Annotated in this window: 23 protein-coding genes; 11 read left to right on the plus strand and 12 right to left on the minus strand. The window is 56.9% G+C overall.

Going from position 1 to position 23,989, the window contains the following annotated elements; genetic code table 11:
* The first annotated feature begins 170 nt into the window (after positions 1-170).
* A complete protein-coding gene (locus tag ACXJ1Z_RS07975; protein WP_463780864.1) occupies positions 171-1,913 on the plus strand; it encodes a DUF262 domain-containing protein in 1,743 nt (580 codons plus the stop codon).
* A gap of 426 nt (positions 1,914-2,339) precedes the next feature.
* On the opposite strand, the gene ACXJ1Z_RS07980 is transcribed toward ACXJ1Z_RS07975, so the two are convergent.
* Positions 2,340-3,080, minus strand: a complete 741-nt coding sequence (locus ACXJ1Z_RS07980; RefSeq protein ID WP_463780866.1) for a hypothetical protein — start codon at positions 3,078-3,080, stop codon at positions 2,340-2,342.
* Positions 3,081-4,036: 956 nt separating this feature from the next.
* On the opposite strand from ACXJ1Z_RS07980, the gene ACXJ1Z_RS07985 reads away from it, so the two are divergent.
* The gene (locus tag ACXJ1Z_RS07985) at positions 4,037-4,792 is read left to right on the plus strand and encodes a hypothetical protein (RefSeq protein WP_463780867.1); all 756 of its coding nucleotides are present in this window, start codon (positions 4,037-4,039) and stop codon (positions 4,790-4,792) included.
* A gap of 218 nt (positions 4,793-5,010) precedes the next feature.
* Here the strand turns inward: ACXJ1Z_RS07985 and ACXJ1Z_RS07990 are convergent, their stop codons facing one another.
* Entirely contained in the window at positions 5,011-6,096 is a 1,086-nt protein-coding gene (locus ACXJ1Z_RS07990; RefSeq protein WP_463780869.1) for a helix-turn-helix transcriptional regulator, read from the minus strand.
* 416 nt (positions 6,097-6,512) lie between these two features.
* Between ACXJ1Z_RS07990 and ACXJ1Z_RS07995 the strand changes: the two genes are divergently transcribed.
* The 3 genes from ACXJ1Z_RS07995 to ACXJ1Z_RS08005 all read left to right on the plus strand — a co-directional run bounded on the left by ACXJ1Z_RS07995 (position 6,513) and on the right by ACXJ1Z_RS08005 (position 8,366).
* Complete coding sequence (locus ACXJ1Z_RS07995; RefSeq protein WP_463780870.1) at positions 6,513-6,986, plus strand: response regulator transcription factor; 474 nt, start codon at positions 6,513-6,515, stop codon at positions 6,984-6,986.
* Positions 6,987-7,012: 26 nt separating this feature from the next.
* Complete coding sequence (locus tag ACXJ1Z_RS08000) at positions 7,013-7,525, plus strand: hypothetical protein (RefSeq protein ID WP_463780872.1); 513 nt, start codon at positions 7,013-7,015, stop codon at positions 7,523-7,525.
* A gap of 106 nt (positions 7,526-7,631) precedes the next feature.
* Positions 7,632-8,366 (plus strand): PGN_0703 family putative restriction endonuclease, encoded by a 735-nt coding sequence (locus tag ACXJ1Z_RS08005; protein ID WP_463780873.1) that lies wholly within the window; start codon positions 7,632-7,634, stop codon positions 8,364-8,366.
* A gap of 156 nt (positions 8,367-8,522) precedes the next feature.
* Here ACXJ1Z_RS08005 and ACXJ1Z_RS08010 read toward each other — a convergent pair whose 3' ends face one another.
* Positions 8,523-8,825 carry a hypothetical protein gene (locus ACXJ1Z_RS08010; protein ID WP_463780874.1) on the minus strand — a complete coding sequence of 101 codons (303 nt, stop codon included), beginning with the start codon at positions 8,823-8,825 and terminating at the stop codon, positions 8,523-8,525.
* Positions 8,826-9,515: 690 nt separating this feature from the next.
* On the opposite strand from ACXJ1Z_RS08010, the gene ACXJ1Z_RS08015 reads away from it, so the two are divergent.
* On the plus strand, positions 9,516-10,700 hold the full coding sequence (locus ACXJ1Z_RS08015; RefSeq protein WP_463780876.1) for a calcium-binding protein: 1,185 nt from the start codon (positions 9,516-9,518) through the stop codon (positions 10,698-10,700).
* A 395-nt stretch (positions 10,701-11,095) separates the two neighbouring features.
* Complete coding sequence (locus ACXJ1Z_RS08020; protein WP_463780878.1) at positions 11,096-11,365, plus strand: DUF6771 family protein; 270 nt, start codon at positions 11,096-11,098, stop codon at positions 11,363-11,365.
* A gap of 475 nt (positions 11,366-11,840) precedes the next feature.
* On the opposite strand, the gene ACXJ1Z_RS08025 is transcribed toward ACXJ1Z_RS08020, so the two are convergent.
* Positions 11,841-12,116, minus strand: a complete 276-nt coding sequence (locus ACXJ1Z_RS08025) for an HU family DNA-binding protein (RefSeq protein ID WP_463780879.1) — start codon at positions 12,114-12,116, stop codon at positions 11,841-11,843.
* A 173-nt stretch (positions 12,117-12,289) separates the two neighbouring features.
* Between ACXJ1Z_RS08025 and ACXJ1Z_RS08030 the strand changes: the two genes are divergently transcribed.
* Positions 12,290-12,967: a thermonuclease family protein gene (locus ACXJ1Z_RS08030; protein WP_463780881.1), complete on the plus strand. Its 678-nt coding sequence runs from the start codon at positions 12,290-12,292 to the stop codon at positions 12,965-12,967.
* 469 nt (positions 12,968-13,436) lie between these two features.
* On the opposite strand, the gene ACXJ1Z_RS08035 is transcribed toward ACXJ1Z_RS08030, so the two are convergent.
* Together ACXJ1Z_RS08035 and ACXJ1Z_RS08040 are read right to left on the minus strand one after the other, a co-directional pair.
* Positions 13,437-14,588 (minus strand): site-specific integrase, encoded by a 1,152-nt coding sequence (locus ACXJ1Z_RS08035; RefSeq protein ID WP_463780882.1) that lies wholly within the window; start codon positions 14,586-14,588, stop codon positions 13,437-13,439.
* A 268-nt stretch (positions 14,589-14,856) separates the two neighbouring features.
* Complete coding sequence (locus ACXJ1Z_RS08040; RefSeq protein WP_463780884.1) at positions 14,857-16,347, minus strand: AAA family ATPase; 1,491 nt, start codon at positions 16,345-16,347, stop codon at positions 14,857-14,859.
* A gap of 946 nt (positions 16,348-17,293) precedes the next feature.
* Between ACXJ1Z_RS08040 and ACXJ1Z_RS08045 the strand changes: the two genes are divergently transcribed.
* Positions 17,294-18,121: a helix-turn-helix domain-containing protein gene (locus ACXJ1Z_RS08045; RefSeq protein ID WP_463780885.1), complete on the plus strand. Its 828-nt coding sequence runs from the start codon at positions 17,294-17,296 to the stop codon at positions 18,119-18,121.
* A gap of 315 nt (positions 18,122-18,436) precedes the next feature.
* On the opposite strand, the gene ACXJ1Z_RS08050 is transcribed toward ACXJ1Z_RS08045, so the two are convergent.
* The 6 genes from ACXJ1Z_RS08050 to ACXJ1Z_RS08075 form a co-directional block, all read right to left on the minus strand.
* The gene (locus ACXJ1Z_RS08050) at positions 18,437-18,676 is read right to left on the minus strand and encodes a hypothetical protein (protein ID WP_463780886.1); all 240 of its coding nucleotides are present in this window, start codon (positions 18,674-18,676) and stop codon (positions 18,437-18,439) included.
* Positions 18,673-19,062, minus strand: a complete 390-nt coding sequence (locus ACXJ1Z_RS08055) for a hypothetical protein (RefSeq protein ID WP_463780887.1) — start codon at positions 19,060-19,062, stop codon at positions 18,673-18,675. Before ACXJ1Z_RS08055 ends, ACXJ1Z_RS08050 begins: the two co-directional genes overlap by 4 nt.
* A 101-nt stretch (positions 19,063-19,163) precedes the next feature.
* Complete coding sequence (locus ACXJ1Z_RS08060) at positions 19,164-19,574, minus strand: hypothetical protein (protein ID WP_463780889.1); 411 nt, start codon at positions 19,572-19,574, stop codon at positions 19,164-19,166.
* 85 nt (positions 19,575-19,659) lie between these two features.
* The gene (locus ACXJ1Z_RS08065; protein ID WP_463780890.1) at positions 19,660-20,139 is read right to left on the minus strand and encodes a hypothetical protein; all 480 of its coding nucleotides are present in this window, start codon (positions 20,137-20,139) and stop codon (positions 19,660-19,662) included.
* A gap of 14 nt (positions 20,140-20,153) precedes the next feature.
* On the minus strand, positions 20,154-20,525 hold the full coding sequence (locus tag ACXJ1Z_RS08070; RefSeq protein ID WP_463780891.1) for a DUF4177 domain-containing protein: 372 nt from the start codon (positions 20,523-20,525) through the stop codon (positions 20,154-20,156).
* A complete protein-coding gene (locus ACXJ1Z_RS08075; RefSeq protein WP_463780893.1) occupies positions 20,525-20,875 on the minus strand; it encodes a hypothetical protein in 351 nt (116 codons plus the stop codon). The genes ACXJ1Z_RS08070 and ACXJ1Z_RS08075 overlap by 1 nt, the downstream gene beginning before the upstream one ends.
* Positions 20,876-21,682: 807 nt before the next feature.
* Between ACXJ1Z_RS08075 and ACXJ1Z_RS08080 the strand changes: the two genes are divergently transcribed.
* Positions 21,683-22,342: a hypothetical protein gene (locus ACXJ1Z_RS08080; RefSeq protein WP_463780895.1), complete on the plus strand. Its 660-nt coding sequence runs from the start codon at positions 21,683-21,685 to the stop codon at positions 22,340-22,342.
* A complete protein-coding gene (locus ACXJ1Z_RS08085) occupies positions 22,339-23,751 on the plus strand; it encodes a toll/interleukin-1 receptor domain-containing protein (protein ID WP_463780897.1) in 1,413 nt (470 codons plus the stop codon). The genes ACXJ1Z_RS08080 and ACXJ1Z_RS08085 overlap by 4 nt, the downstream gene beginning before the upstream one ends.
* Positions 23,752-23,989 lie beyond the last annotated feature (238 nt).

Below are 23,989 nucleotides of genomic sequence, written 5' to 3' on the forward strand. Positions count from 1 at the left end.
TCTGCCGAAAGTTCCTCCGCAACGTCGACGGAGGCGATCGGAGGCGATCGGAGGCTAGCATTGAGAATAATCCGCTCTACAGGATTTACTCGTTCCAATGATATTGTCTTTATAAGCCAACGAGGCAATAGCGCGTATACCGTGAATTCGGTTTAGGACTGGAGCACAAAATGGCATTTGTTGAACCGATCACGATCAAGGCCGCGATCGAAAAGATTCATCGGAAGGAGTATTTGCTTCCCGCTATCCAGCGTGAATTCGTTTGGTACCCCGAGCAAATCGAAACGCTTTTCGATTCCCTCATGCGGGACTATCCGATTAGCTCATTTCTTTTTTGGGAAGTCGACCGCAAGAATGTCGATAAATACCAATTTTATGAATTTGTGCGAGATTATCACGAGCGCGACAGCTTTCATAATCCCAAAGCCAACCTCAGCGGCGAATCTGGGATCATTGCGATTCTAGACGGTCAACAACGCCTCACCTCTCTCTACATCGGCCTTAAAGGTTCATATGCCTACAAGATGCCGCGTAAACGCTGGGACAACGATTCTGCTTTTCCCAAGCGGCACCTCTATTTGAACCTTTTTAGTAATGTCGCTGAAGACAGCGACGTCGAGTACCAATTTAGTTTTATGACAAAAAAGGACGCGGAGCTTCGAGACGCTAGCAATTTCTGGTTCAAGGTTGGCGATATTCTCGGCATACATGAGCCGGTAGATGTTAATGAATACCTTCTGAATAACGATGCTGCCCAGTTTGGTAACGATAGTTTTCGACTGGCCAACAAAGCTCTTTTCAAGCTACATGATATCATTCACAAAAGCCGATCCATCAACTTTTTCTTGGAACGTGGCGAGGACCTCGACAAGGTTCTCAACATCTTTATCCGTGTCAACAGTGGCGGCACACAGCTTAATTATTCCGATCTTCTGCTATCCATTGCTACCGCGCAGTGGAAGGAAAAGGACGCACGTGAAGAGATTACAGAATTTGTAGACGAGGTGAATGCTATTGGGGACGGCTTCAACATTAACAAAGACTTCGTCTTGAAGTGCTGCCTCGTCCTTGGCAACTTTCGCGAAATCGCTTTCAAGGTCGATAATTTCAATAAAGCGAACATGCTGGATATCGAGCGGCAGTGGGAGGACATTACCAAAGCGATCCGTGGTGCCATTATCCTACTTGCGAACCTCGGCTACCATCGGGATACACTGACGTCCAACAATGCCCTGATCCCCATCGCTCACTATTTGATGAAGCTCGGTGTTCCTAACAACTTCGCCATTGCGTCGAAATATGAGGCTGACCGGAAAGAGATATTCAAGTGGTTAGTAATTGTTCTCCTCAAGAGGACGTTTAGCGGCCAACCGGATAATGTTCTTCGTCCTATCCGAGAAGTCATTAACAGTACCTCAGAGGGGTTTCCGTTTGCGCAGATTGCAAGCAAGCTTAAGGGGGGCACAAAATCTCTGTCGTTTGACGACGATGAGATTGTGAGTCTTCTCCATTACAGCTATGGGGAGGCGTACACTTACTCTATCCTAGCGTTCCTTTATCCGACATTAGATTTTCGCAACAAATTTCATCAAGACCATATCTTCCCGAAGAAAATGTTCACCAAGAAGCGACTATCGAAGGCGGGGATCGCGGATCGAGATATCGAATTCTTTATGCAGAAGTTTAACAGCCTGGCCAATCTCCAGCTTCTTGAAGGAGTTCCGAATCAGGAGAAGTCCGGCAAGGATTTCGAACTTTGGCTGACTGATAAATATCTCTCAAACGCTGATCGCAAGGACTACAAGGCGAAGCACTATATTCCCGATGTCGATCTCTCGTTAGCCAACTTCCGGGAATTTGTCGAGAAGCGGGAGAAGATGCTCATGAAGGCGTTCAAGGAGCTGCTGGCTTGATGCGGATGGAGAAGGCAGTCCCTCAATCGCAAGAGTTGCCTAAAAGTTGACTGGCTTGGACATGGTCCGCACTCTTCTTACTGCTCACCGGCGGCGCCGCGTCAGGGTGCGCCGGGAGCACGTGTCGGCCGGTGAGATGGGGGCAGCAGCCACGTTCCCGACTTCACGCCCAATTGGTTCAGAGCGGCACCGTTGAGGGCCAGGCGACACGGTGGGCAGGGCAGTAGCGTTGGCTTCATCCCTAAGATCGCCAAGAGTTCAGTTCTCAAGTTTTTCGGCACGCTGGCACCTAAGAGGATAATTGTCTCACGTTTGCTCTACCTTGCCTTGGCAAACGGATGCTTTTTTCATTTAAGCGCCTCAAGAAGGCGCAAGCATAATGGTCGCAAGTGAAATGAATATCCATCTTCGCAGCATTGTCTGGCGCTACGCGCGCTGACCACCGAACTGTATCAGAGACCAAACGTTGAATATCAACTCAATGACTGCATCGTAGGTCGTTAGCAGGAAGTACCCGATAAGCGCGTATAGGTTGCAAACCGTATCGATCGGCTGAAATACCAATCCGACAATCGCTGCTAGAATCCCGTATACGGTACCCGCACCGACCTCCAGTATGTCAATCACCACGCCAATGCTAGCGTCGATAAATTGCGTGGTGTCACCATTTCGACTGCGCCTAACCTGTGATGCGAAGTAGCCAACTTCCTTCTGCGGCAAATTAACAATGGCGGCCCATAGATGAAGCACTTGCGTCGCGGCATCCCATGTGAACAGCGTCAACGTGCCCTCGCCATGATGATCGTATACATAAAAGTTGTATCCGAGCGAATGTGTGCCGATCATGTAAGCGCGCTGTATGTCATCATTGCCCGCCGCAAATCGTGGGCGTTCGACGGCCCAGGGTTTCCCCTGAGCTCGATCGAGGTAGGTATGCTGAGCCGTGTTTATCCAAATAGTGTTTAGCTCGTCGCCACCTCCATTCTGTCGCTGGATTACATGCTGCGATTCGCAAGCAGTTCGCTCGGTTGTGAGAGATTCCACTGGGTGGCGGAGGAGGCAGTAGCCCTTGCCGAACATTCGCGGCAACGCCTGCGCGTCGCCGATGGGCCAAAGTATCGCAAGTGCAACAAGAGCCGCGCCCATGCCGGATTGAGTGAAAGCCATTATTCTCGTTTCCCGGATTAAAGACCAGATAGCCGAAGTTCACGGCCGAGCAGACATGCTTGCCTGATTTTGGGGCGGGAGGCGACAGTTCGCTTTGAGGCTAGCTACAACAGACAGCAGACGTAAGTGAGCGGTAACAAAACACCGGCCACACCGTCTCAGGGCAAGCGCTTTGTTCCCCGCCCGCACCTCGCGATTGGCAGCTTTCCTACAACGAACCATCCGGGTTATGCGCCGCCAAGAAGAGTCGTTCAATGATGAGCTTTGTCCCGGCGTATGTGGCTGCATTCTCAGCCCTGATCACCAGCCTGTCAGCCCTGATTTGGTCGGTGAGGCGAAAGCCATGATTGCTGTACGCGTCAGCACCGATGCCCTTGCCAGTACGGCTGCCACCGCAGGGCCTAACCACCTCGCACCATAGCGCAAGACAGGTCACCGCCACGAGGCGACACGCACCAGGCAGCAGTCCTTGCGCCCTTGCCATTGCCTTCGGACAGGCACCGCATCCTCGGGCCGCGCACCAGCACATGACCCTCTCGCCTCCGTCCGATTGGAACGCCCACAAGCTCCGCTAACCTGTTACGCGATCGCTCTGCGCTCACCTTTGAGCACGGCTGGCTTGTCCTGCAGGTACCATCCATTTCACGCGCAGCTATGCCCGCGAGCTGATCTTTGGCCCTTCCGCGCACCAAACCGGCCCGTCGCCGTCATAGACCGCCGTTGGAGTGCAGGCGAACGTCGCGCCAGCCGGGATGACGGTGGCAGCAAGGATGGCGAGGATGAGGGCCATCAGAAGCGTCCGCTTCTGGGTGACTGCAGCGGCGGCGCCAATGTCTTAGAAGAGCGCAACCCGCCCATCCGGTTCAGGCGACGCCAACGCTATAGCGGACACTTGTGAGGCGCGGGCCAGTCGACCCTATCCAGGCCTCTTGCTGATTTCACCTGGGCGCGGCAACATGGATTACGTTGTGATAGACGACGATCGCCTTTATCGCGTCGTGAGGTTGCTCACGGAGTACGTGCGCAGCCCCTCGTTGCGCCATCTGCGCGATCCCCACTTCATCCAAGTCCTTGGTCGAGCGATCGTGAAGGACGTCTGCAGCTACAATCCGATCTGGACGAAGTGGACAAAGGAGCGCGAGGCCATCGCCCAACCTGCAGCCTTCTGTTGGATACCGCCAGAGGACTTCCGAGACTACCTCAATCGCATGCCCGGCCCGCCGCTCACCCGCACCGATGTGGTCGAACGTCTGCGGGCGTTCAACGAAGAGTCTTACGAGCAGTACCCGGATGACGAGCAGCGTGCCGCCTGTCTCGAAATCTATCACCGCGAGCGTTCCGAAGGCACAGACATGCCGGCAATCGTAGGCGCCATTCAAACGTTCGTAGAGGAAGACCGAGATCGGCGTCACCAGGAACAGCAGGAGCGCTACCGCCGAAACATGGAGGAACAGCGCCTGGCCGCAGAGGAACGGCTGAGATCAGGCGCGGATTGCAAGTGGACGGCCCTGGGCTCTTCCAAGACGGCCTACTGCCGCGTCAACGGGCGACTTTACCGGATTAATCAGCAACCAGATAAGCGGTGGGAGCTCCAACGCATTCGCATACTCGACGATCTAAATGGCGATTTTATTGGGTGCTACGGCGGGCGCGGAGATGCGACCAAAGCTGTTCGCGAGATGGCTTATAAAACCGAACCACGTTGGCGTTGATGCCGTGCCTCGCGACTGAGCTGATATGGCGGCTTTGCCCGCTAGATGAGATAATGCAGATCGGTGATCTGCAATCTGTTTACATGTTGACGGCCGCAAGCCTCGATGTTCGTACGCGTTTAGTGTCGCGAGCAGGAGACTGCGGCGTTCCCGTAATTTGGTGCGAGGACCTGCCACGCCCGCGCGTCCGCGAAGACGGGTGGAAGTACAGCCCTCCTTCAGAGTGGGAGCTTATTGATCAACGCTGCCAGTTCCACATGCCGCCGACAACCGGTCTTGATCTTGATCGAACGAATTTGAGATCGCACCGTGTCCAGGCTTTTACCCCGCTGCTCTGCCACAGAGGCAGGCGCTTGCCCCTCAGCGATGAGCAGCGCGACCTCTCTCTCGGCAGGCGTCAATCCATACAGCGTGCGTAGACCTTCGGCACGAGCACTGCGCTTTGGGGCTTCCCTGAAAAGCAGCAGAGCCACACGGCGCCCGTAATTAGTGCTGAAGGGAACGACGTTGACCGAGCATTGCGAACCGTCCGTCAGCTTTATCATCGCGGTGGTGGCGGTCGGCCGCGACGGCCTCGTGGCTGCCGAAATAGCGCGGGCAAGGCTGCGGCACGGTACGAGGGCTTTGCCGGTCTCGTGTGTTCTCAAACTTCCTTTAATCAAGAGCCTCTCACCACCGGAATTCGTCGTGATTATGCGATTTTGAGGATTGACTGCGATTATCGCAAATCCGGTTGCATCGAAGGCGTACTCGATAAACTTCTTGTGTCGGGCCGTGGCATCGAGCTTCCCTCTGAGCTCGAGGACGCGCGAGAGATGCGGCCATACATCACCTAAAGCGCTTGCCTCCTTGCTCGTAAATTCACTGTCGCTACCTGATCCACGCAACAGGCCGATGACCCCTGCGCCGTCTGCGGTCGAGGTGGCTATCGCAAGGCTATGGACCGAATCATCACCCATGCCGCGCAGCCAATCGTTGTAAAAAGCAGTATTTCGCAGTGCGCCCACGCCCACGTGCTCATCCATTAAAATGGGGCGATCGAGGTGTGCTTGTAAACAAGCGATCGGAACCCACGGGTCACAATGCGCGAAGTTCTCCTCGTAGTTGGCAATATCGGCATCGCTGAAGTAGCCTGAGTGGTAAGCTATGGCAGTCTGTCCGCTTCGGTAATGCCATCCGAGGGACGCGGATCGGGCTCCGACCGCGTCTGCGATCAACCTGGGCAACATCGCAAACAGGTCATCGTCGAAAAGCGACTCGTAGATATCCTCGGTTGAAAGGCTCGATAAACTTCCGTTGCTCAAGTGCCGCCCCTGACGATTGATGACCACACACCGAGGTGGTCTCACAAGGTAGCGGCTTAACCATAAGGCGGCGGTCAGCCGCATAAACGGGAATATAGGTAGAAGTTAGTATTTTTGCAGGTGGTCTAATCACTTATGGTGATGAGGCCGCGCTCTCCCGATGCCAGCAGCGCCCCTCACCTCTGTTGGCGCAGTTTGTGGGAGAAACCAACATGCCAATATCGATGCTGCTTATCGGCATGATGTTAACCATCTTTGCCTTGTTTGACTGCTTGATCGGAGACCTTCCCGGTGAGCCACTGCTGGTTGGTCACGCTTGGCGTAACCGACCATCCCACCATCGGACCCCATCACCTCAACGCTGCCGCTCAAGCTTGTCGATCGGAATGCGCCGCTCGGTTCGGAGGGCGGGATAAATGCCGCATCGTGATGGAATGAAGTTGACGGAGAAGCAGCGGGAAACGATCGAGCTTCTGTGCACCGGCCACACTTCAAAGCACATCGCCGCGAAGTTCGGGATTTCCCCGCAGGCGGTCGACCGCCGTGTTCAGGGACTTCTCCGCAAGACTGGTTGCGGCGACCGTAGAGAGTTGATCCGCTGGCATCAGCAACAGGCTGGTTTATCGTCAGCACAGGAAAGCAACCTAGGCACTCCCACGGATGCTGCACCATCATCCATTACGGAACGGTTCACGACCGGCCTGGATGAAAGCGTGAGATTTCCCGATCGCCATGCACTGCCCCATCCGGCCGTGGACATATACCCGGAGAGGCGGCTCAGCGGTGCCAGCGCCAATCCTCGTACCGACTGGCTTGGTATGGAGATCACTTGGTTGCAGGCACTTCTGGCGCTGATCGTGCTGAAAGAACTCTATGAGATCATCAGCTGACGCCTCTGCGCCCACGAAGATGGACGGTGCTGACGATGAGTGCTTACAAGAAGGTTTCTGAAGATCAACGACGCGCCCGCGAACAGCTTGATGCAATTTGGCAAGTCGCAACGGACCTGGCGCAAAAGGCGGGCGTGGAGATGCCCACCACATCCGACATGGCACAGCCGGGCCTCCGACGCTCACCGGGCCCGTTTGGCTATGCGATCATGGCTGAGCAGACCTACGAGGAAAGGCGGCTGCGCCACGCCTTCTTCGACGATGACCTTTTTGGAGAGGCGGCGTGGGACATTATGCTGGATCTCTACAAGCAGAAAAGCCGACACCGTCAGGTGAGCGTCACGTCTGCCTGCATCGCCTCGGCCGTGCCGCCGACCACTGCCTTGCGCTGGATTGGCCTTTTGGTGGAACGGGGCCTGCTGGCTCGTACCGGGGATCCGGTCGATCGCCGCCGCGCCTTTATCGAGCTAACGCAACCCGCCCTCGCGAAGCTGGGGCAGTTTTTCGAAGCCGTCGACCAATCCCGATCCCGCGTCTAGTCATGGTCATCCCCGACGATCGGAGGGACGGTAATTTTCCTAGATGAAGGTGCTGTGCCTCAGGACGCGACGGTGTTGACGGCGATTGCTGAGCGGAGATCATTGCATGGATGATGTATTCCTTCCCGGTGTGCCAGTGGACTACGTGCTGCAGCGGCTAAGGGCGGCTGGCGGCAATGAAGTAGAATCGGGCAAGCTCGCCAGCCCTGAAAGTTCGGCAGCCCTCGTCGTTAACGCCTTCGGTTGGTTTGTCGAACGTCCGAATCTGTTACCGACATTGCCCGGAACAGAAGTCGCTGGAACGGCTCAGCAGATTGAAGTCGAGTATTGCGCACGCTTTCCTTGGTCAGGGGGGCGCCACCCATGGCTAGACGCCGCCGTGATTACCGAAACGCATGTGATTGGCATAGAGTCGAAACGCTACGAACCGTTTCGCGACAAGAAGTCGGTCTCGCTATCGCCGGCCTACGACAGGCCAGTGTGGGGCGACCATATGCAGCGGTACAGCGGTGTGCGAGATGCGTTGCGTTCACGTCAATTGCAGTTCAGGCATCTCGATGCGGCACAGCTCGTCAAGCATGCTTGTGGCTTAGTTACGGAGGGGCAGCGCCTTGGGAAGCGACCGATCCTGTTTTATCTCTTCGCTGAACCAACCGCGCGAACCGGGCGTCCAATCGATCCCAAAGATCACGCTCGCCATCGCGCTGAGATAGAGGACTTTGCAGCTGCGGTCGCGGGTGACGAAGTTACTTTCGCCTCTGCTAGCTACAATGATTGGCTTGCCAAATGGGACACTGCACCTGCCCACGCCGCCGAATTACGCGGAACCTTCTGCCTCTGATAAAAACTTTCCTACAGCGAACCAATCTCGCTAACTGGTGACAGTGGGAGTCGATCGATGATGAATCTGTTGCCGTCTGAATTAGTTGCTGCGTCTGCTTTGATCACAAGCATCAGCATTAATTTGGTCGCTCAAGCGTAAGCCATAATGCTGCGGTCAATGACGTGTATCGCTCCGCCAATCGTCGCAAGATCCAAGCTCGTTTAGGTTTTCAGACCGGCCCTCCTCGTCATTCAGCAGGGACGAAAGCCGGTGTTCGATGGCCGCATCGATCTCCGACTGATTTACATCTGAAAGACTGTCTCTGGTCACACAATTGGGGGATAGGACGGCAAAGGTCCGCAAAACCAATCTCGCTAGACCGAACACATCTTGCGGAAACGCGTGGGCCTCATCTGCTATCAAGGCTGCCTCCATATGCTCGATCGTCAGTTCGGCAAAAGCATCATCTAGGGTCATATTCTCCGTCCGGATTTGTGCGCCTTCATTGCAGAATGGCCTTCGACGGCAAAGGTCCAAAATCCCCTTTTTTGGCCAACCAGTAAGCGATTGATCGCACGCCCGCGCATTCTGCAAAAGGTCGATGTTTGCAGACTAGGCCTGGACCCAGTATTTTCCAAGCGTGGGCATCGACCCAGTGGTGAATCCCTGAGCCGGGCCTACAACTATCGGGCCAAAGCGTCGACCAACAAGCGGGTCGAGCACGGGCTAGTTGCGCATGCACTATGTTGCTCACCCGTGCCTAACGCTGCAGCATGCTGAAAGGCACATGGATGATCTCACCGCAGATCCGCGCCATAAGCATCAGACGAAGGGCCACGTTCGATGACAAGGCGAACTGACTTCCTGATAGCCGCCGGGAAGGTTCCGCGCGATGGGATCGGTGATGGCCCGGCAATCGGTGTCAAGCCATCTGGATGGACTTGGAAGGCAATGAGCGACTTATTCGCTCGATAGTAATAGGATAAAGACTCAGAGTTAAATATTCGGTAACTATAATAAACTATCGACATCTTCGGTGTTGCGGGCAACTATCGTATATCACAGAGATTGAAGCTCTGTATTTGATTCGTATTGTCATAATTGATGCAAGATACTGCTTGAGCCTTTGTGAGTTGGCATGATGCAAAATTGTAAGATGGAGCGGCCATGAAGTTTCTTGGATGGAATATGGATTTTGGGCTGCATACGGAGCGCGCTGGACTCACCTATAGCGGTACCGATCCAGTAATTACCGGCACACTTGGCGATGACCATCTAACAGGCATATCAACCACTTCTGCCCAGGTACTGCGAGGCTTAGCTGGCGACGATTATCTGGCCTTGCCAGAGAACTTCGGCGGGGATGCGTACGGATCTTCTGGCGACGACGAACTGCATGGCGCAGAATCCAGCAACTTCAGTGCGCCGATAACCAATCGGCTTTTCGGTGAAGCAGGCAACGACTTGCTCTTTGGTGGCAACGCAAACGGCTACGCTGTCGTTAGAAACGAAATGGATGGTGGCTCGGGGAACGACACGCTTCAGGGCGGCGGGCGAACAACCGCTTACGCAAATGTGACCAACGTAATGCATGGTGGTGCAGGCGAAGACCGCATCCTTGGTGCTGATGGCGCCACAAACCAAGCGTTTGGCGACGCCGGCAATGACGTAATCACGGGCGGCAACACGTATGGCGGTACGGGAAGCCCCTTCGACGCCGTGAATGACCTACACGGAGGCGCGGGTGACGACACCATCACAGGCGGGGGCGGGAACGGTCGCAGCACAGCGACAAATACGATCAACGGCGATGCAGGAAATGATACGCTGACTGGCGGCAGCGCTGATCCGTTCAATAGTGTATCGAACACGATTTTGGGTGGCGCTGGTAACGACCTCATCAAGGGCGGTAGTGCTTCAGGGCCAGCCGGGGTGTCTAATGACCTAGATGGCGGTGCAGGCAACGACAGGCTTGTTGGGGGTGACAGCGACGACGTAGCTACTGTCAGGAACACGTTGCATGGCGGCGCAGGAAACGACGTCCTAGTAGCGGGTTCGAACGGAGGGGAGCTTTTCAATCCAAGCGCTGGCAATTTCGACGATCTGTGGGGCGGGGCCGGCAATGACACTTTTGTGTTCCGGCCGTTCAATCTTCAGGACACAATCCATGATTTCGCTCACGGGAAGGATCTAATCGATCTCACCGCATTCACTCAGTACGATGAACTAAGTGACCTGAACATCACCGCTAACGCAGGCAACAGCATCATCGATTTCGGAAACGGTAACGAGGTCACTTTGCTCGGGCTGAATTCGTTAAACGCTAACGACTTCGTCTTTTTTCACCTCTGATCTTCTCCGCTTTCGCCCGCGTAATGTTGTGAAGATGGGGCCTGCTTCGCCAGCGGCCCCATTCCACCGACTCTCCATCACTTTCGAGAAGCTATTTAGCGCTGGCCGTGTCTGGCATGCGTGCGTTGCTACGCTGCACTGCCACGGGGCTCGGTCGAGTTCGGCATCGTCGACCACGTCGAATATAGCACATCCATGGTCACACAGGTTGAGCCAGGCGCGCACATCGTCTGCGCTGCCGTGTTCGTCAGTCCCTTGTGCTTGAGCGTGCTCTCGGCTGGTAAGGGTGTGAAGGCGCCGAGGTGCGCTAGCTCGGCTATCTCTCAAAAAGCATTTACCCGCTAAAATGCGATCGATTGCGTGTTGGTCTAATCGGACATTTTATCGGTCCTACGGTGGATATCGATGCGAACCATGAGCGCCTGACTAAGCATCCCTCTTGCGCCATGTTCTGTATATGTTCCACATGGGCCATGGACCGAATCAACCGAACCGTGATCGCCGACGTGGTGGCAATTCAAAGTCCCGGCTGGGCGCGTGTGGGTTTGACGATGCCCGATCCTGATCTTCGGCGTCGAGCTGCCGATGCGATTGCAGCCGTCATTATGGAGGCGATCGAACCGGACGAGCAGCCCGATCCTCGCCAATTGCCGCTCTGCCTCTAGGATGGGTCGCCGCAGCACACCGCAGCGCGCGATTGACGAGCGATGCTTCCCGATCCGCGTCAGGTTCGCCTTGCCGGCCAACGGAATGGGCTTTCCAGATGGCGCCAGGATGACCGCCTGGCTGCAAGCGAACCTACTGCGAGGGAACTTCGCTCAGCATCCAGACTCAGGCTCAAGCTTTCATGAGGCGTCCGCTGTCTATTTTCGCAGTGTGGCGGACGCCCAGCGTTTCGTTGATGCATTTCCCGGCGCTAAATTGGCGGACGGCACTGGCCTCGCAGGCTACACTAGCCCGGCACTGCCAATTGCAAGGCGCGCTGACTAGCGAACAGGCTCGGACGCTTATCCAGACAGTCGGGAATGATCGTGAAAAGCTCGACGCTGCCGCCGAGAAGATGGTCGGCATGCTTGGCAAGAAAGCAGGATAGCGCGTGGTTGCTGGCGGTTCTTGCTGCAGAGCCGCCAGCATCTCCGATCAGCCGTTCAGCTTGTCCTTCACGGCTTTCGCGACAGTGAACGTCAGCTTCTTGGACGCCTTGATCGTCATTGCTTCACCCGTCGCCGGATTGCGGCCCTCGCGCTCTGGGCTGTCCTTGACCTTGAACTTGCCGAAGCCGTTGAGCGAAATCTCTTCGCCCTTGCTCGCCGCGTCAGCGATCGCCTCGAATACGGCATCGACAATCTTGCGGGCATCCGCCTTGGACACGTCGGCCGAGGTGGCGATGGTGTCGGCCAGATCGTTGTTGTTCATGTCAGGAGCTCCTGTTGGATGATAAGGGACCGGGGACCTATGGCAACGACTGCCGTTCAGCAAGCGAGCCGGGCAGTTCCCTCAAGTTGATCCTTAACATAACCGGCATCTCCGACGAGAACGGGCGAGGCTTGATGATAACTCCGCAACGAGCTGGCTCTAAGTTGAGACCGATGAAACGGCTGGTACTCCTCGCAGCGCTCCTCGCGCCTTGTTCGCCCGCGCTGGCCCAGCCGATTGCCGGCCTTGCGCGGACTGTCGATGGCGACACCTTGACCCTCGGCACCCTTCGCGTTCGGCTGTTCGGGATCGATTCTCCGGAGGCTCTACAGACGTGCCAACTTAGGGGCGCGGCCTGGGCCTGTGGTGCAGAGGCGACGGCGGCGCTTCGCTCGATGGTGGATGGCAAGCAGATCACCTGCCAGCCGATGGATAAGGACGTGTACGGCCGAACGGTTGCGCGCTGCCAAGCCGGAGAAGTGGATATCGGGGCGGAAATGGTGCGCATCGGGCTGGCGGTCGTGATCGGTGGTGGCGCCAACCAGTATGGCGGCCTGGAGGCGCAAAGCAGGGCTTTCAAGACCGGTGTCTGGGCTTCCGAGTTCGAGATGCCGAGCGCTTATCGTGAGGCACATTCACGAGAGCAATCTCGGACGCTTGATCGGCCGCGCACCACAGCCGTGCGTCGCCAAGTCGCCCAGCCACGTCCGGCTGGATCGGCGTTCTTTAGTTGTGCGGCAGCTCGTGCGGCTGGTGCAGCGCCGATGTACAGAGGACAGTCTGGCTACAATCCCAATCTTGATGGCGACAATGACGGCATCGCTTGCGAGCCATACAGAGGGCGCCGCTAAGGGCCGTGATCGCCGCAGCATCACAGCCCAAATGCGCAGACGCTCAGGTCTTCCAGTTGCGTTTCGGCACGTTGTAACGCGGGCGGTGTAAGGCACACATCGCATTTCGAACTTGCCGGATTTTCTGCGGTGCCGCGTCCAGGAGCGCGTATTCTAACTTCAACGTATCGCGCTCGGCATAGATCCTTTTGCCGCCGGCATGACGCAAGCCGCTTCCTCCTGGCGTCGCAAAGCGCCTGAACTTCGCAAGACTTCTCGTCTCCATCCCTATGTAAACCACCTCCCCACCCCTGACGAACCTTATCAGCCCCGGCTTTCCGGCGTGAGGGAAGAAGTTGTTGGACCAGTCAGGGAGGGTTACCCATTCGAGGTCTGGTCGTTGATCTTGAGTCATGCGTGGTGATCTAACTAAAAAATAATAGGGGAACGACCCTCTCCATCCACGCGGGACAGAGAGGGTGAGGCGTGATCAAAGGTTCTGCTTGGCTGCCCCGGCTTCAACAGCGGCGAGCAGGGTGTCATTGGCCAAATGGCTGTACCGCTGGGTTGATTGGTAGCTCGCGTGACCGAGCACCTTGCCCACGGCGAACAGGTCGACGCCCGAGTTCACCATGAAGCTTGCGGCCGAGTGCCGTAGGTCGTGGATGCGCAACCCCGGCAAACCAGCCGCCTTACGCGCACCCTGCCAGGCGTGTTTAATTGATACGAAAGGCTGGAGGGTGTCGGGGTTTGGTATGAGCCAGTCGCATTTTTCGTAGCGAGGCAATGATGCAATGGCATCGACTGCCGCTAGCGACAGAGGCACATGCCGCGACTTGCCGGTCTTACTGGTCGGGATGAACCAGACACGCCGCTCTACGTCGACGTTCTCCCAGCGGGCATCGAGCAATTCCCGGACGCGACAGCCCGTGTACAGAAGCAAGTCGATGATCATGGGCAGCTGCTTGTTCTTCGACAAAGCCGCAGCGGCACGCAGGCGGGTAGCCTCCTCGGCCGATAGGAAGCGCTCGCGAGCGTTATTCAAGGGATTGCTCTGCACCCCTCGCACCGGGTTTTTGTCGCAGCCTGGCACGCCCCAACGTAGGCCTAGTTCGAAGGACCGTCCGAGAATGGCCTTGAGCTTGACCACGGTTGCGGGTGCCAAGCCTTCGTCGCTTTTGGTAGCCAACCATTGAGCCACCGCCCGTCCATTGATGTCGGTCAGCCGTACCTTTCCCCACTTCGGGAGGATGTGACGCCGGACATACATCTCGGTCGTGCTGTAAGATCGTTGATGGAGTTCAGCATCGGCCAAGTGCATCTTTGCGAGTTCCGAATACAGCGGGATGGCCTTCACCGCTGCCTTGGCTGCGCCAGGGTCACCGCCCATCACGACCTCAGACCTAAGCCTTTGCGCGGCCTTCTTGGCGGCGGCGAAAGTGACATCCTCGTAGCGACCGATCTTGTGCTGCTTCTGGCGTCCACCGGCATCCTCATAACGCAGGTAGTAGGTCCGGCCGCCGGTCGAGCGGCATTCCAGCACAAAGCCGGTCACAGCTTCGTCGTAGTAGTCAGTCTTTTTCTTGCCCGGCTGGCATTGCAGGGTCAGCGCAGTCATGTGGTCAAGCTTGATCTTAGGCACAGCGAATTCCTTTCGTTTGATGGCGGTTCCCCGCGCGACTGCAGGACGCGCAAAGAGGCGCGCCAGGTGGCGGGGATGGTGGTGGCAGGGCCGCCGCCGGGTTGCGCACCAGCGGGCCCTCTGCAGGCATTGTGGGGGTCGTCAGTGGCTGGGCAGGGAGGCTCGCCGCTCGCGCAGCGTTGCACCGCCGCAGCGTTTCAGTGGCCCGACCGATCCACCGCTTCGGGATGCCGAAACGCTGCGATGATGAAACGCTGCGTAGTCGCGGTCAGGCCGTTTCAGGTGCCGGCGCCAGCAGTTCGTAAACTTGAGCGCCCCTATTGCCACGGCTGAAGCTCCAGCGATGCTCAACTGGATCGGTCCCGGAGTAGCGATCAATAAGACGGCCAACTGCGCGAGCGCTTATCTCCAGCCGAACCGAGACTTCCTTGGCGAGTACCATTTTGGTGTTTATGCCTTCTTCGATGCAGGCGCTGACCGCAGCAATTACTTCGGCGTCCGATCTCTGATCCTCGATCCGCTTGAACTCGTCCACTTGCATCGGATCGATGGCCTGGACTGAGGCGAGCAACTCTTCATAAGGGACGGCTTCGGCGGTGAACGAGTACGCAGCACACTCGGCAGAAGGGCCGCGAGACTTCACGCGGTCGAATTGCACTACGTGCTCGCCGGCTGCGCCCACGTTTTGCAGACGCTTGAGCGTGTAGACGGCATCGGCATCATCCACGAGATCCGAGGTTCCGGCGTAACGCGGTGTACCATCGGCATTCGGGCTTTTGGTAGTGTGAGCCAGCCCCAGCACCGTACCGCCCTTCATCGCGACCTGCCGGAAAGCTTGCGCCATGGCGCTGGATTCCTTCTTGTCCATGAGACTGCCGAACTTCTTGACCGTGTCGATGATGATGAGGACACCTCGCGCCTCGTCATGATCGGCCATCGTCTGTAACAGGGTGATCAGTTCCCTGGTCCGCAGTCCCTTGAAGCCAGGAGCAAGCGTGTTCGCTTCGATGTCGTCCATGATCTGGAGCTTAGTCGCGAAGCCCGCTCCATTATCATCCGCGTTGATGTAGAAGATGTTGCCGCCAGCGATCCGCCCTTCGCGGACCGCATCGATCGCTAAGCTAAGTGCGAACAGTGTCTTTCCCGTATTAGGACCAGCGTACCAGATGGTGACCTGACCCCGTAGGCACACGTTGCCCAACAGTGGTGTTGCCTCTAGGGCAAGCCGCTTGAATTTTTCGCTTTGTCCGCGAAGGCTGAAGGGCAGCAGCGGATTGCTGGTGACCACAGCGTCGGGCTGACGTTTCCCGACCTTTGCTATGTCGGCACGGGTCAGCTCGGCTAGCTCCGTGATAGATCTTACTTGGCATTGCTGCTGTGTCCAATCGTCAGGCAATGCGACGGCGTCATTCTCGCGCAGCAAAGCCACGCCCTCCGGCAGCACCTTAGCAAGCTGATCACCATACTCTGGATCGGCCAAACGATAGATCACCCTACGATGAGCGCCGTGTATTATGCCGATCGTGGCCGGCACCTCCATGGTCTTGAGCAGGTCTATCAGTGCCGGCCCGCCTGTCGTCTCCAAAGCATCAAGGACGATGACGCTGGCAGGTATTATGTACTTGCCTGAGCCCACCGGATCGAAGCCTAGCCGCGGCCAGAAGGTAGAGGCTGCGTCGGCGGAGCTTTGCAAGCTGCCTATGTCGATATGCGCTGCCTTCACGGCCGCAGCGGCTCGGGCCGATTGCTCTTCAAGCATCGTGATCCTTTGTGATTTGGTAATTGGCCGCCTTGCCACCGTCCTCAGCAGTTCGGATGGGCTCGGCGTTGTGTGGGGGGCGTTGGGTTGAAACGCTGCAGACCTGCGGCGCTGTGATCCTAGTGTGAGGCACTTCAGTATCTCAGCGCCGCCGGAATTTAGCCCTGCACGATCCAGGCTCCCCGTGTGGACAAGGTGCGGTGCGAACCTGAGAGCTGAAGGTGTACTCTGGGCTTGGCGAGATAATGTAAGCGGAACTGTCTTTCCGCATCGACGTACCAGAGGTGCTGCTTGGGATCCGGCCCACGAAGACCGCTCAGCAGAAAACCTGCATGACGGTAGCTGTACCGGTAGTCGTTCCACATGATACGCAGGATTTCGTCACGTGTCTTTGGACCCTCGGCAACAAGCGCGGAGAGTACGGCAACGCAGCCCGCGTTTGCAAACGTCCGCCGCCCGCTTCGGACAGGTGCCTCCTGGCCAAGGCGAAGCAACGCCTCTCTGTTATTAAGCAGTAATTGTCGGTCTTCAGCACTCTGCCTTGCTGCCTCGGCAGCACGTGCACGAGCTTCCTCGTCAATGCGTCTCAGCCGAGCCTCTAGTTCTCTGCGAGCTCTCTTCTCCTTACGTAGGGCGGCTTTTCCGGCAGGTGTCAGAAGCAAGGCGATTTCGGTTACAGTCTCACTCACGGCAATAATCTCCGTAGCGGACGCATCTGCATGCTTTTGGCATGCAAAATACGGCGCTTTTTGAAAGGGTTGCTGTGTGATCGGCCGTTCACAAGGGCCTTATGTCGCCATGATTAGCGACCGGGAAGCCCCCTAAAAAACCACAAATTGTCAAAGCGGCGATCAAACGCCATGTCGCCCCAAATCCGCGATCAGAAGAGGGCTGAGGCTTGCTCAGGTCAGCTTGGCTGGCCTACGGACGTGGTGAAAGGTACGATGTGAAGCAACGCGCTAATGCCAAAGTACTGGACCTACGCCTTGGCTGGCTCGAGACCTTTCTCGACGTCGCCCATTACCGCGATTTTGAGCGTGCCGGACAAGAACTTGGCGTCACCGCCAGGCAAGTGCAGCGGACCATTGAGCAGCTGGAACTCTGGTGCCGGCGTGAATTGCTCAGCGTCAAAGATGCGCTTGAACTAGATCCCCTGAATGGATCAGAGTTCATCCTAATCGCTGTCGAGGTACTCGCCTTGTTTGATAACTGTTGTGCAGGGGAACGCCATTCCGCTGGCGGTGTAGATCAAGGTAAACGGAGAAAGCTGAGAATTTCTCAGTTCGAAACATTTTTGGATGTCGCGCGTGCTAAGAATATTAAGGCGGTCAAAGAAGATCAAGGGTATCCGATGACGAATATCAGGCGCGATGTACGTTGTATTGAGGACGTGCTAGGTGTTAAGATCCTTACCGGTCGCGCAGTAGTTAAGCTCACGCCCGAGGGTCAGAATTTCGTCATTGTTGCTAGCCAGATCATAAAGCTATTGCAGCGCTTCCGTCCCGGAGTTCGGGAAGCAATGCGGTCTCATGCAAAGATTCTGCGGAAATACCAAATTGTCTTACGTGGAAATATCAGCGTTTGGGAACGAAGGACGCGACTTTCGGGTAAGGCAAGGCGTGACCTAGAAGAGACGAAAGCTCGGCTTTCTGAGCTTAATGCAGTTCAAGCCGAGCTGGAGCAGGTGTTCGGTCCTTTGCCGTCGGCCTCTGCTTCTCATATAGACATGGACGCTTTTGTGAGAGAACAAGCTAAGCGCGACACACTAGATTAGATTGCTTTCTCGGCCCGAGTTGTGAGCGTGGATTAGCTGCTCGTGTGGCAGTGCGAGGCCGGTGCGTAAGGTAAGTACATTTTTCGGTTTCGGTTAAGCAGCGAACATTGAGGTGGACGCCGACCTGCCATTGAATGCAGAGATGCACTCGATCTGCGGCAATCCGCTTCGGATCTTGGCTGGGCTAGCCGCAGGTGCCTACATTGAGGATAGCCCCAGTACGCGCCCTAGGCAGCCGGCCCAGCCCCTAAGGTTTCGCACGCTATCGTGTTGTAGACCTCGTATGTCCCCGCCTACTCCCCCGAGCGCCGCCTATCATTTACGGCTGACCAGCTTTGTGAAGACGAGAAGGGCAACGACCCCCAAGGACGCAAGAGGTTGCGCGTGGAACAGCCCGATCACGGCAGCCAGCCCGACCAAAGCAAATAGCTCTTTCGGGCAAACGAACAGCGACCAGACTACTCCGGCGATGAGCAGGATCACCAACACCGCCATCGTTGCCTGCGCCGCGGCTAAAACGACACAGGCCGTGAGGAGAATGCCAAGGAGCTTCATGCCGCGAATTTCCGGCACATGCGGAGTAGGTCCGGCAGCACGCCATCTGCCGCAATGAGGATGATCGTCGCGAATGTGCTGCCATATGAGATCGACAGCTCGTACCAGCCGTCATGCCGGATCAGGTGATCCCAGTAAGGGCGGAAACCATCGGAGCCGAAGCGAGCGCCGTCGATCGGTTCGACTAATGGCGAGTAGCCTATCTCCTCCACAAGGTCGGCCTCCCCGTCGCCGGGTTGGACGATAAACCATTCCGTACAGTCGGTCAGATCGCCATAGATCGTATCAAGAGCGGCAAACCTGAGTTGGAGTAGGGCTCGTAGGTGCGGATCTAGGTCGAGTGCCAAAGCTAGGGCCATGGAGGCACGGTCGGTGATTATGATCACGGTTTGTTCCTTTTAAGTAAAAAGAAAGCCCGCGAAGGCGAAGGCCTTGCGAGCGTTGGGATTGCGGGTCCGAGACGATGCCCCGGTGGATCAGAAGGCGGTCAGATCACCTGCTCGGCTGGTGGTCGGTGATCCGGTGTCGTTGGGGTGGATACGTCAACGGCGTGGATGCGCATGATTGCTTGCAGCGTAGGATCGATGTCATCGCGATCGGGCATCAGGATCACTGCGCCGCTGCCGTCATCGCTGATCACGAACACGATCTCGCACCAGCCGTGATCGATGAGGCAGCTTTCCCAGGTCGGGTCGCCGCTGAGGTCCACTCCTGCTGCCTGCTCGATGGCATCTGCCGTGTCCGTCGGGTCAACGATGATGACAGGCCCTAGCTCGCCAATCTCGCACTCGGCTTCTTCCAGGTTGGATTGGTAGAGTACCAGCCGCCGCAGCAGCCAAGGGTTGCGGTATGTCGCCAAAGCGGTGGCCATGGCCTCGGGTGTGTCGATGATTTCCATTTGGGGCTCCTGAATCAAAAAAAGCCCCCGGCGGTGAGGCCGAGGGCTGTGGTTTAGGGGGGAGGGCTGATAGGTTGGGTAGCTGCTAACTCTCGCGCACTGAGCCAAAGATGTTAGGGTAGATCTCCCGAAGTTCGCGACGACAACGCTTGTTGAATACGTGACGACAGATCAGGCCGGCCCCGATAAACAAGATCCCCAAGCCGGCTAGATGTAGAAGGCAAATACCTCCGGAGATCAGCGAGATTACGACCCATTGATCAAGAGGCGTCCACCGCTTTCTAGCCTCTTGCTTGAATAGCTGACGACGTACGTTGTTTTTTATCTCTGGACCAAAAAGAGCGGCATCTGGATCGTGTACCAAACTGACGACCCCGTCGTCGTTGATCGCTTTCGCCTCCCCGCCCGTATTGATTTCTTCTGTTATTTCGGCTGCCGCCGCCGTCTGTGCTCTTACCTCCTGCTCAGCGGCACGATCGCGCTCTGCCTTGGCGGCAACCGTTTTTTCCGCTTCTTGCTTTGCAAGCTCACGCCGACGAGCGGCTATGCGTTCGTTCATGTCCATGAGGGTTCTTCCTGTTATTCACTGCCTATGATGGTTGCGATGGCTGCTGCACCGAGCCCAAGCCCAACCGCGCCAGCGGCTGCTCTGCGGCCTGTGCCCCGCGCGCCGTCTTCTGCTGCAATTACGTCATCGATCACGCGAGCCGCTCGCGCCTCTCGCTGTTCTTCGGGCACACGCCGTTCGAATGTGACCATCAGTGTCTCACGATCGCTGGTGAGCATGTAGCGCTGCTGCACCTTCTCCATGAACACCATGCGCCACCCTTCGGCAGCCAAGGCATTGATGTAGGCCTGCAGCACCGCTGTCTCGATGCGGCCATCACCCAGGAGGACGGAACTGATCGCCCCGTCGGCCACGTCGATGACCTTGTATTCGTATTCCATCATCACTTCTTCCAGGTAGCTTCGGCGAAGGCCCGGCAGGTCGTGCGAGCGTTGATGATGTTACGGCCAGTCGAGACACGGATGGCCTGTTCGTCGATGGGAGCGATCTCTCGGCCACGCTGCTTGGCCTCATCGAATGCCTGGGCGACCACAAGGGACTTGCAGGCAGTGATCAGGGCTCCTGCCTCGGGTACGAACTGGTAGCGGCTGTAGCTGACCTCGACGCTGAAGCCGGCGGGTGTGTCCTTGAGCGTGAACTTTGCGTTCTTGTCGGCCACTTCGGTGAGCGGTCGAGAGACGTCGGCGGCATGGGTGCATCCTGCAACGGCAAGCGCTGCGCTCAGGACAAGCATCTTTGTCATCATAGTAATTCCCCTGTTGTGTAATGTGGACGCGACAAAGGGCGTCAGGACGCTGGTGCGCTGACCGATGCCTTCGATGCGTTCATGTACTGCCCCCTAGCGGGGCGACGTGCGGCTCAGACCTTGCGCCACCCCTATGTTCCTCTCGGGGCGACGGCCGAAGCCGGATGTTGGAAACCTGATCAACGAGCAGGCGCATGCGCCTTTATCGGTCGAAACCGACTGGACATGCGCGCATGCCACCCGGCCTCCATAATGGTGACCGAGTTTCGTTGATTGGGGTTTCCACGCCCCACCCCCTGGCTTTCACAGGAGGTGCGACGACCTTGGAAGGTTGACGGGCAGATCGCAAGGGCCCTTTGCAGGGGCGCAAGCGGGTGCTTGTCAGACCTTCATATAAGATGGCTGCTTTTGCGCGTTTCAGGGGACCTAAGATTTAGATAGGCTCAGGGCCCGGCTGTCGGCTTGATTGCTGACCACTTTGCCGGTCTTATTATGCTCTCGACGGTTGTACATGACTGATCAGCAGACGCCTGAGATGACTAGGTTTCACACGACTTAGAACGTAAAAGTTGACCACGATCCAGGTCGATGCGGAATATGGGACGGTGCAGAAGCATGAAGCGTGAGCCGACAAGATTGCCGCGTGGGGTGCAAGCGAGCCGCGAGCTTGTCACCGTTGCGAAGGACGCCTGCCCAACCATCTCGATCAGCCCTCCGCCTCTTGTGCACGTCACATCTGTCGGTTGGGGAAGGCGCATCATAGGCGCTGGGACCATTGAAAAGAGAGGGTGCCACGTGTTCGGCCGAGAACTTGTGTATGCCTTCCTGGGGCGGCCAGCTTACCGCTTCAAAGCCGGCGACGAGAAGGCCGAACAGATAAACTTCTTTCCATTTGCCATTGTGCTTTCGCCCGACGCCCTTCCAGTGCCTTACCATGTCTATCCATTTGACACGGGCGCATACGTCTCGGGGTACTATGATGAAGCTATGGATCCTTCAATCTACCTTGAGGACTACGAATTAGAACCGACCGCCGAAGCAGCCTTAAGGCACGTAGAATGGGGGTTCGGTTCTATCGATGGCTACATTGATGCGAAGCTCAAATCAGGGCTTGCGGCTACGCTCCCTGATTGGCGATCTGTTGCGAAAAACTGGATCTCGATCGCGGGGTTAGCCTCGACCGGTCGTAACAGGCCGGATCGTCGAGCCTCCGCAGTTGAATTTGCTTACAGCCATTCGATTGACCTTCGCGAGGGTCATGGACAGCTAGTTGTCTTCCCTCAGCAATTGTTAGAGGATCCACGAGGGTTGAATTCAGTGTTTAGGGATCAGTTAATCGCACTGGGTATTGCTTTCGATACTTATGAATGGCGTCCAAACGAGACGCCCGACTCGTATGCCAACGAAATCGTTGACGTAGTTCAGAGAAATTTGCGTGGGCGTCTGCAGACATGAGCAACGGAACATACACTCATTTCGAGGCTCTCTCGCTGGTAGCCTACGAGAGATTGTGCGGGCATGGGTTTGCATTGCCACTCTACGCAACGTCAGCAAAGGCGAATGCTTTGCACATCGGCGTACCTTCTATCCCGGCCGACGCACGGGCCAAGATCACCCGCTTTGAGCTCTACAACGCAGATGCACCCGTCGCTCTCCACAAGCATTTGCGTCGCTCGGCGGGTTCCGGCTGCGATTGGTTGGACGTGTTCCTTTGGGAAGGTGTGGTTTACGTCGGTACGCGTGTTGAGATATGGAACGAAACACTTCCCGTAAGGCGAGAGATGGAACTTACAGCTCCGCTTTCGCTGCTAGCCCTAGCGGAGGGTGCACACGCTGAAGGCGGTGTCTCCTATGCGCCAGCCGCATACAACTGGCTAGCCAAAGAGTGGGGCTCGACCGTTGCTGACCGTTGGCGTTTGGATACCTACCTCAGGAATGTTGTTTTGTTGGAACTGCGCCGCCGGCCAGTTCCGGCGACCTTGACGAGTGAGGAGGCGGAGCGAACGTACCGGGAAGTACAACTTGTTAACCGCGGCACTGTCCTGGAACTTCGAATACCTTCCTTGCTGGCCAGCGTGGCTGCAGATCCAGACTTCCACTTGCCGCGTCTCACGTCTGCCTGTAGCGCTTTTCATCTAAATTTGGAGTTGGGAGGGTTGGCAGCAAGCACTCGAAAGGCCAAAGCGCCGTCCTCGGAGCCTAAGACGCAACGCACCCGCGTGAACCCGCCTGGTGCGGCAAGGCGCTCGGCGAAGGTGGAAGAGGCTCCCGAGGTTCGCATCTTCGTGTCGTACTCTCACAAAGACGCTGCGGCGCAGGAAAAACTGCAGACCCACCTTGCTCCGTGGAAGCGTGATGGTGTCACCGTCTTCGTCGACAAGAACATCGAGCCTGGAGCCCAGCTGGACCCTGACATCGCTCGTGAGCTTCGGCGAGCCCATATCTTCGTTGCCCTGTTCAGCCCATCATACCTCGACAGCAACTACTGCTGGAACATTGAGTATAAGCGGGCGATGGATCGTCGCGCTCGCAAGCTTGTGCGCGTGATAGGTGTCGTCGTGAAACCTTGCGGCTGGAAGCAAACCCGCGCAGCCGGCTTCAAGTTGCTGCCAAAGGACGGTCGTGAGCCTGAGCGGTGGGCCAGCACCGATGCGGCTTACGTGAACATCGCGGAAGGTATCGGCGAGGTAATCAAAACCGTTCGCCGTGAGCTTGCGGCGGCAACGGTCAGCCGGTCCCGCACCGTCGCGAAGCTCACTTCGAAGCCTAAGCCCCTAAAAGTGAAAGCGGCGACGGCCGGAAAGGCTCGTGTGAAGCTGCCAACGAAGGCGACTAAAGGCCGGACCCAATCTCGGAAGGTATAAGGCAGGTGCGTTCGAGGCTCCGCCCACCGAGCCGCGGCAATATGGGTCAGTTCTCTGCGCGATCCTGCGCCCCCAGATGTACGCAGCTATTCTTGTAATCACAAAAGGCGAAGGAAAAGTTCGGGTTCGCTTCTTATGCTGTGAATTTTGCTTTGCCGGTGCCGTCATGTTGATAGAGGACGCCGCATCGATTGCCTGCGCCGAGAACAAGGCGCCAGCGACGGATTCCGACTACTAC

Source organism: Novosphingobium sp. TK46 (genome assembly GCF_055361525.1).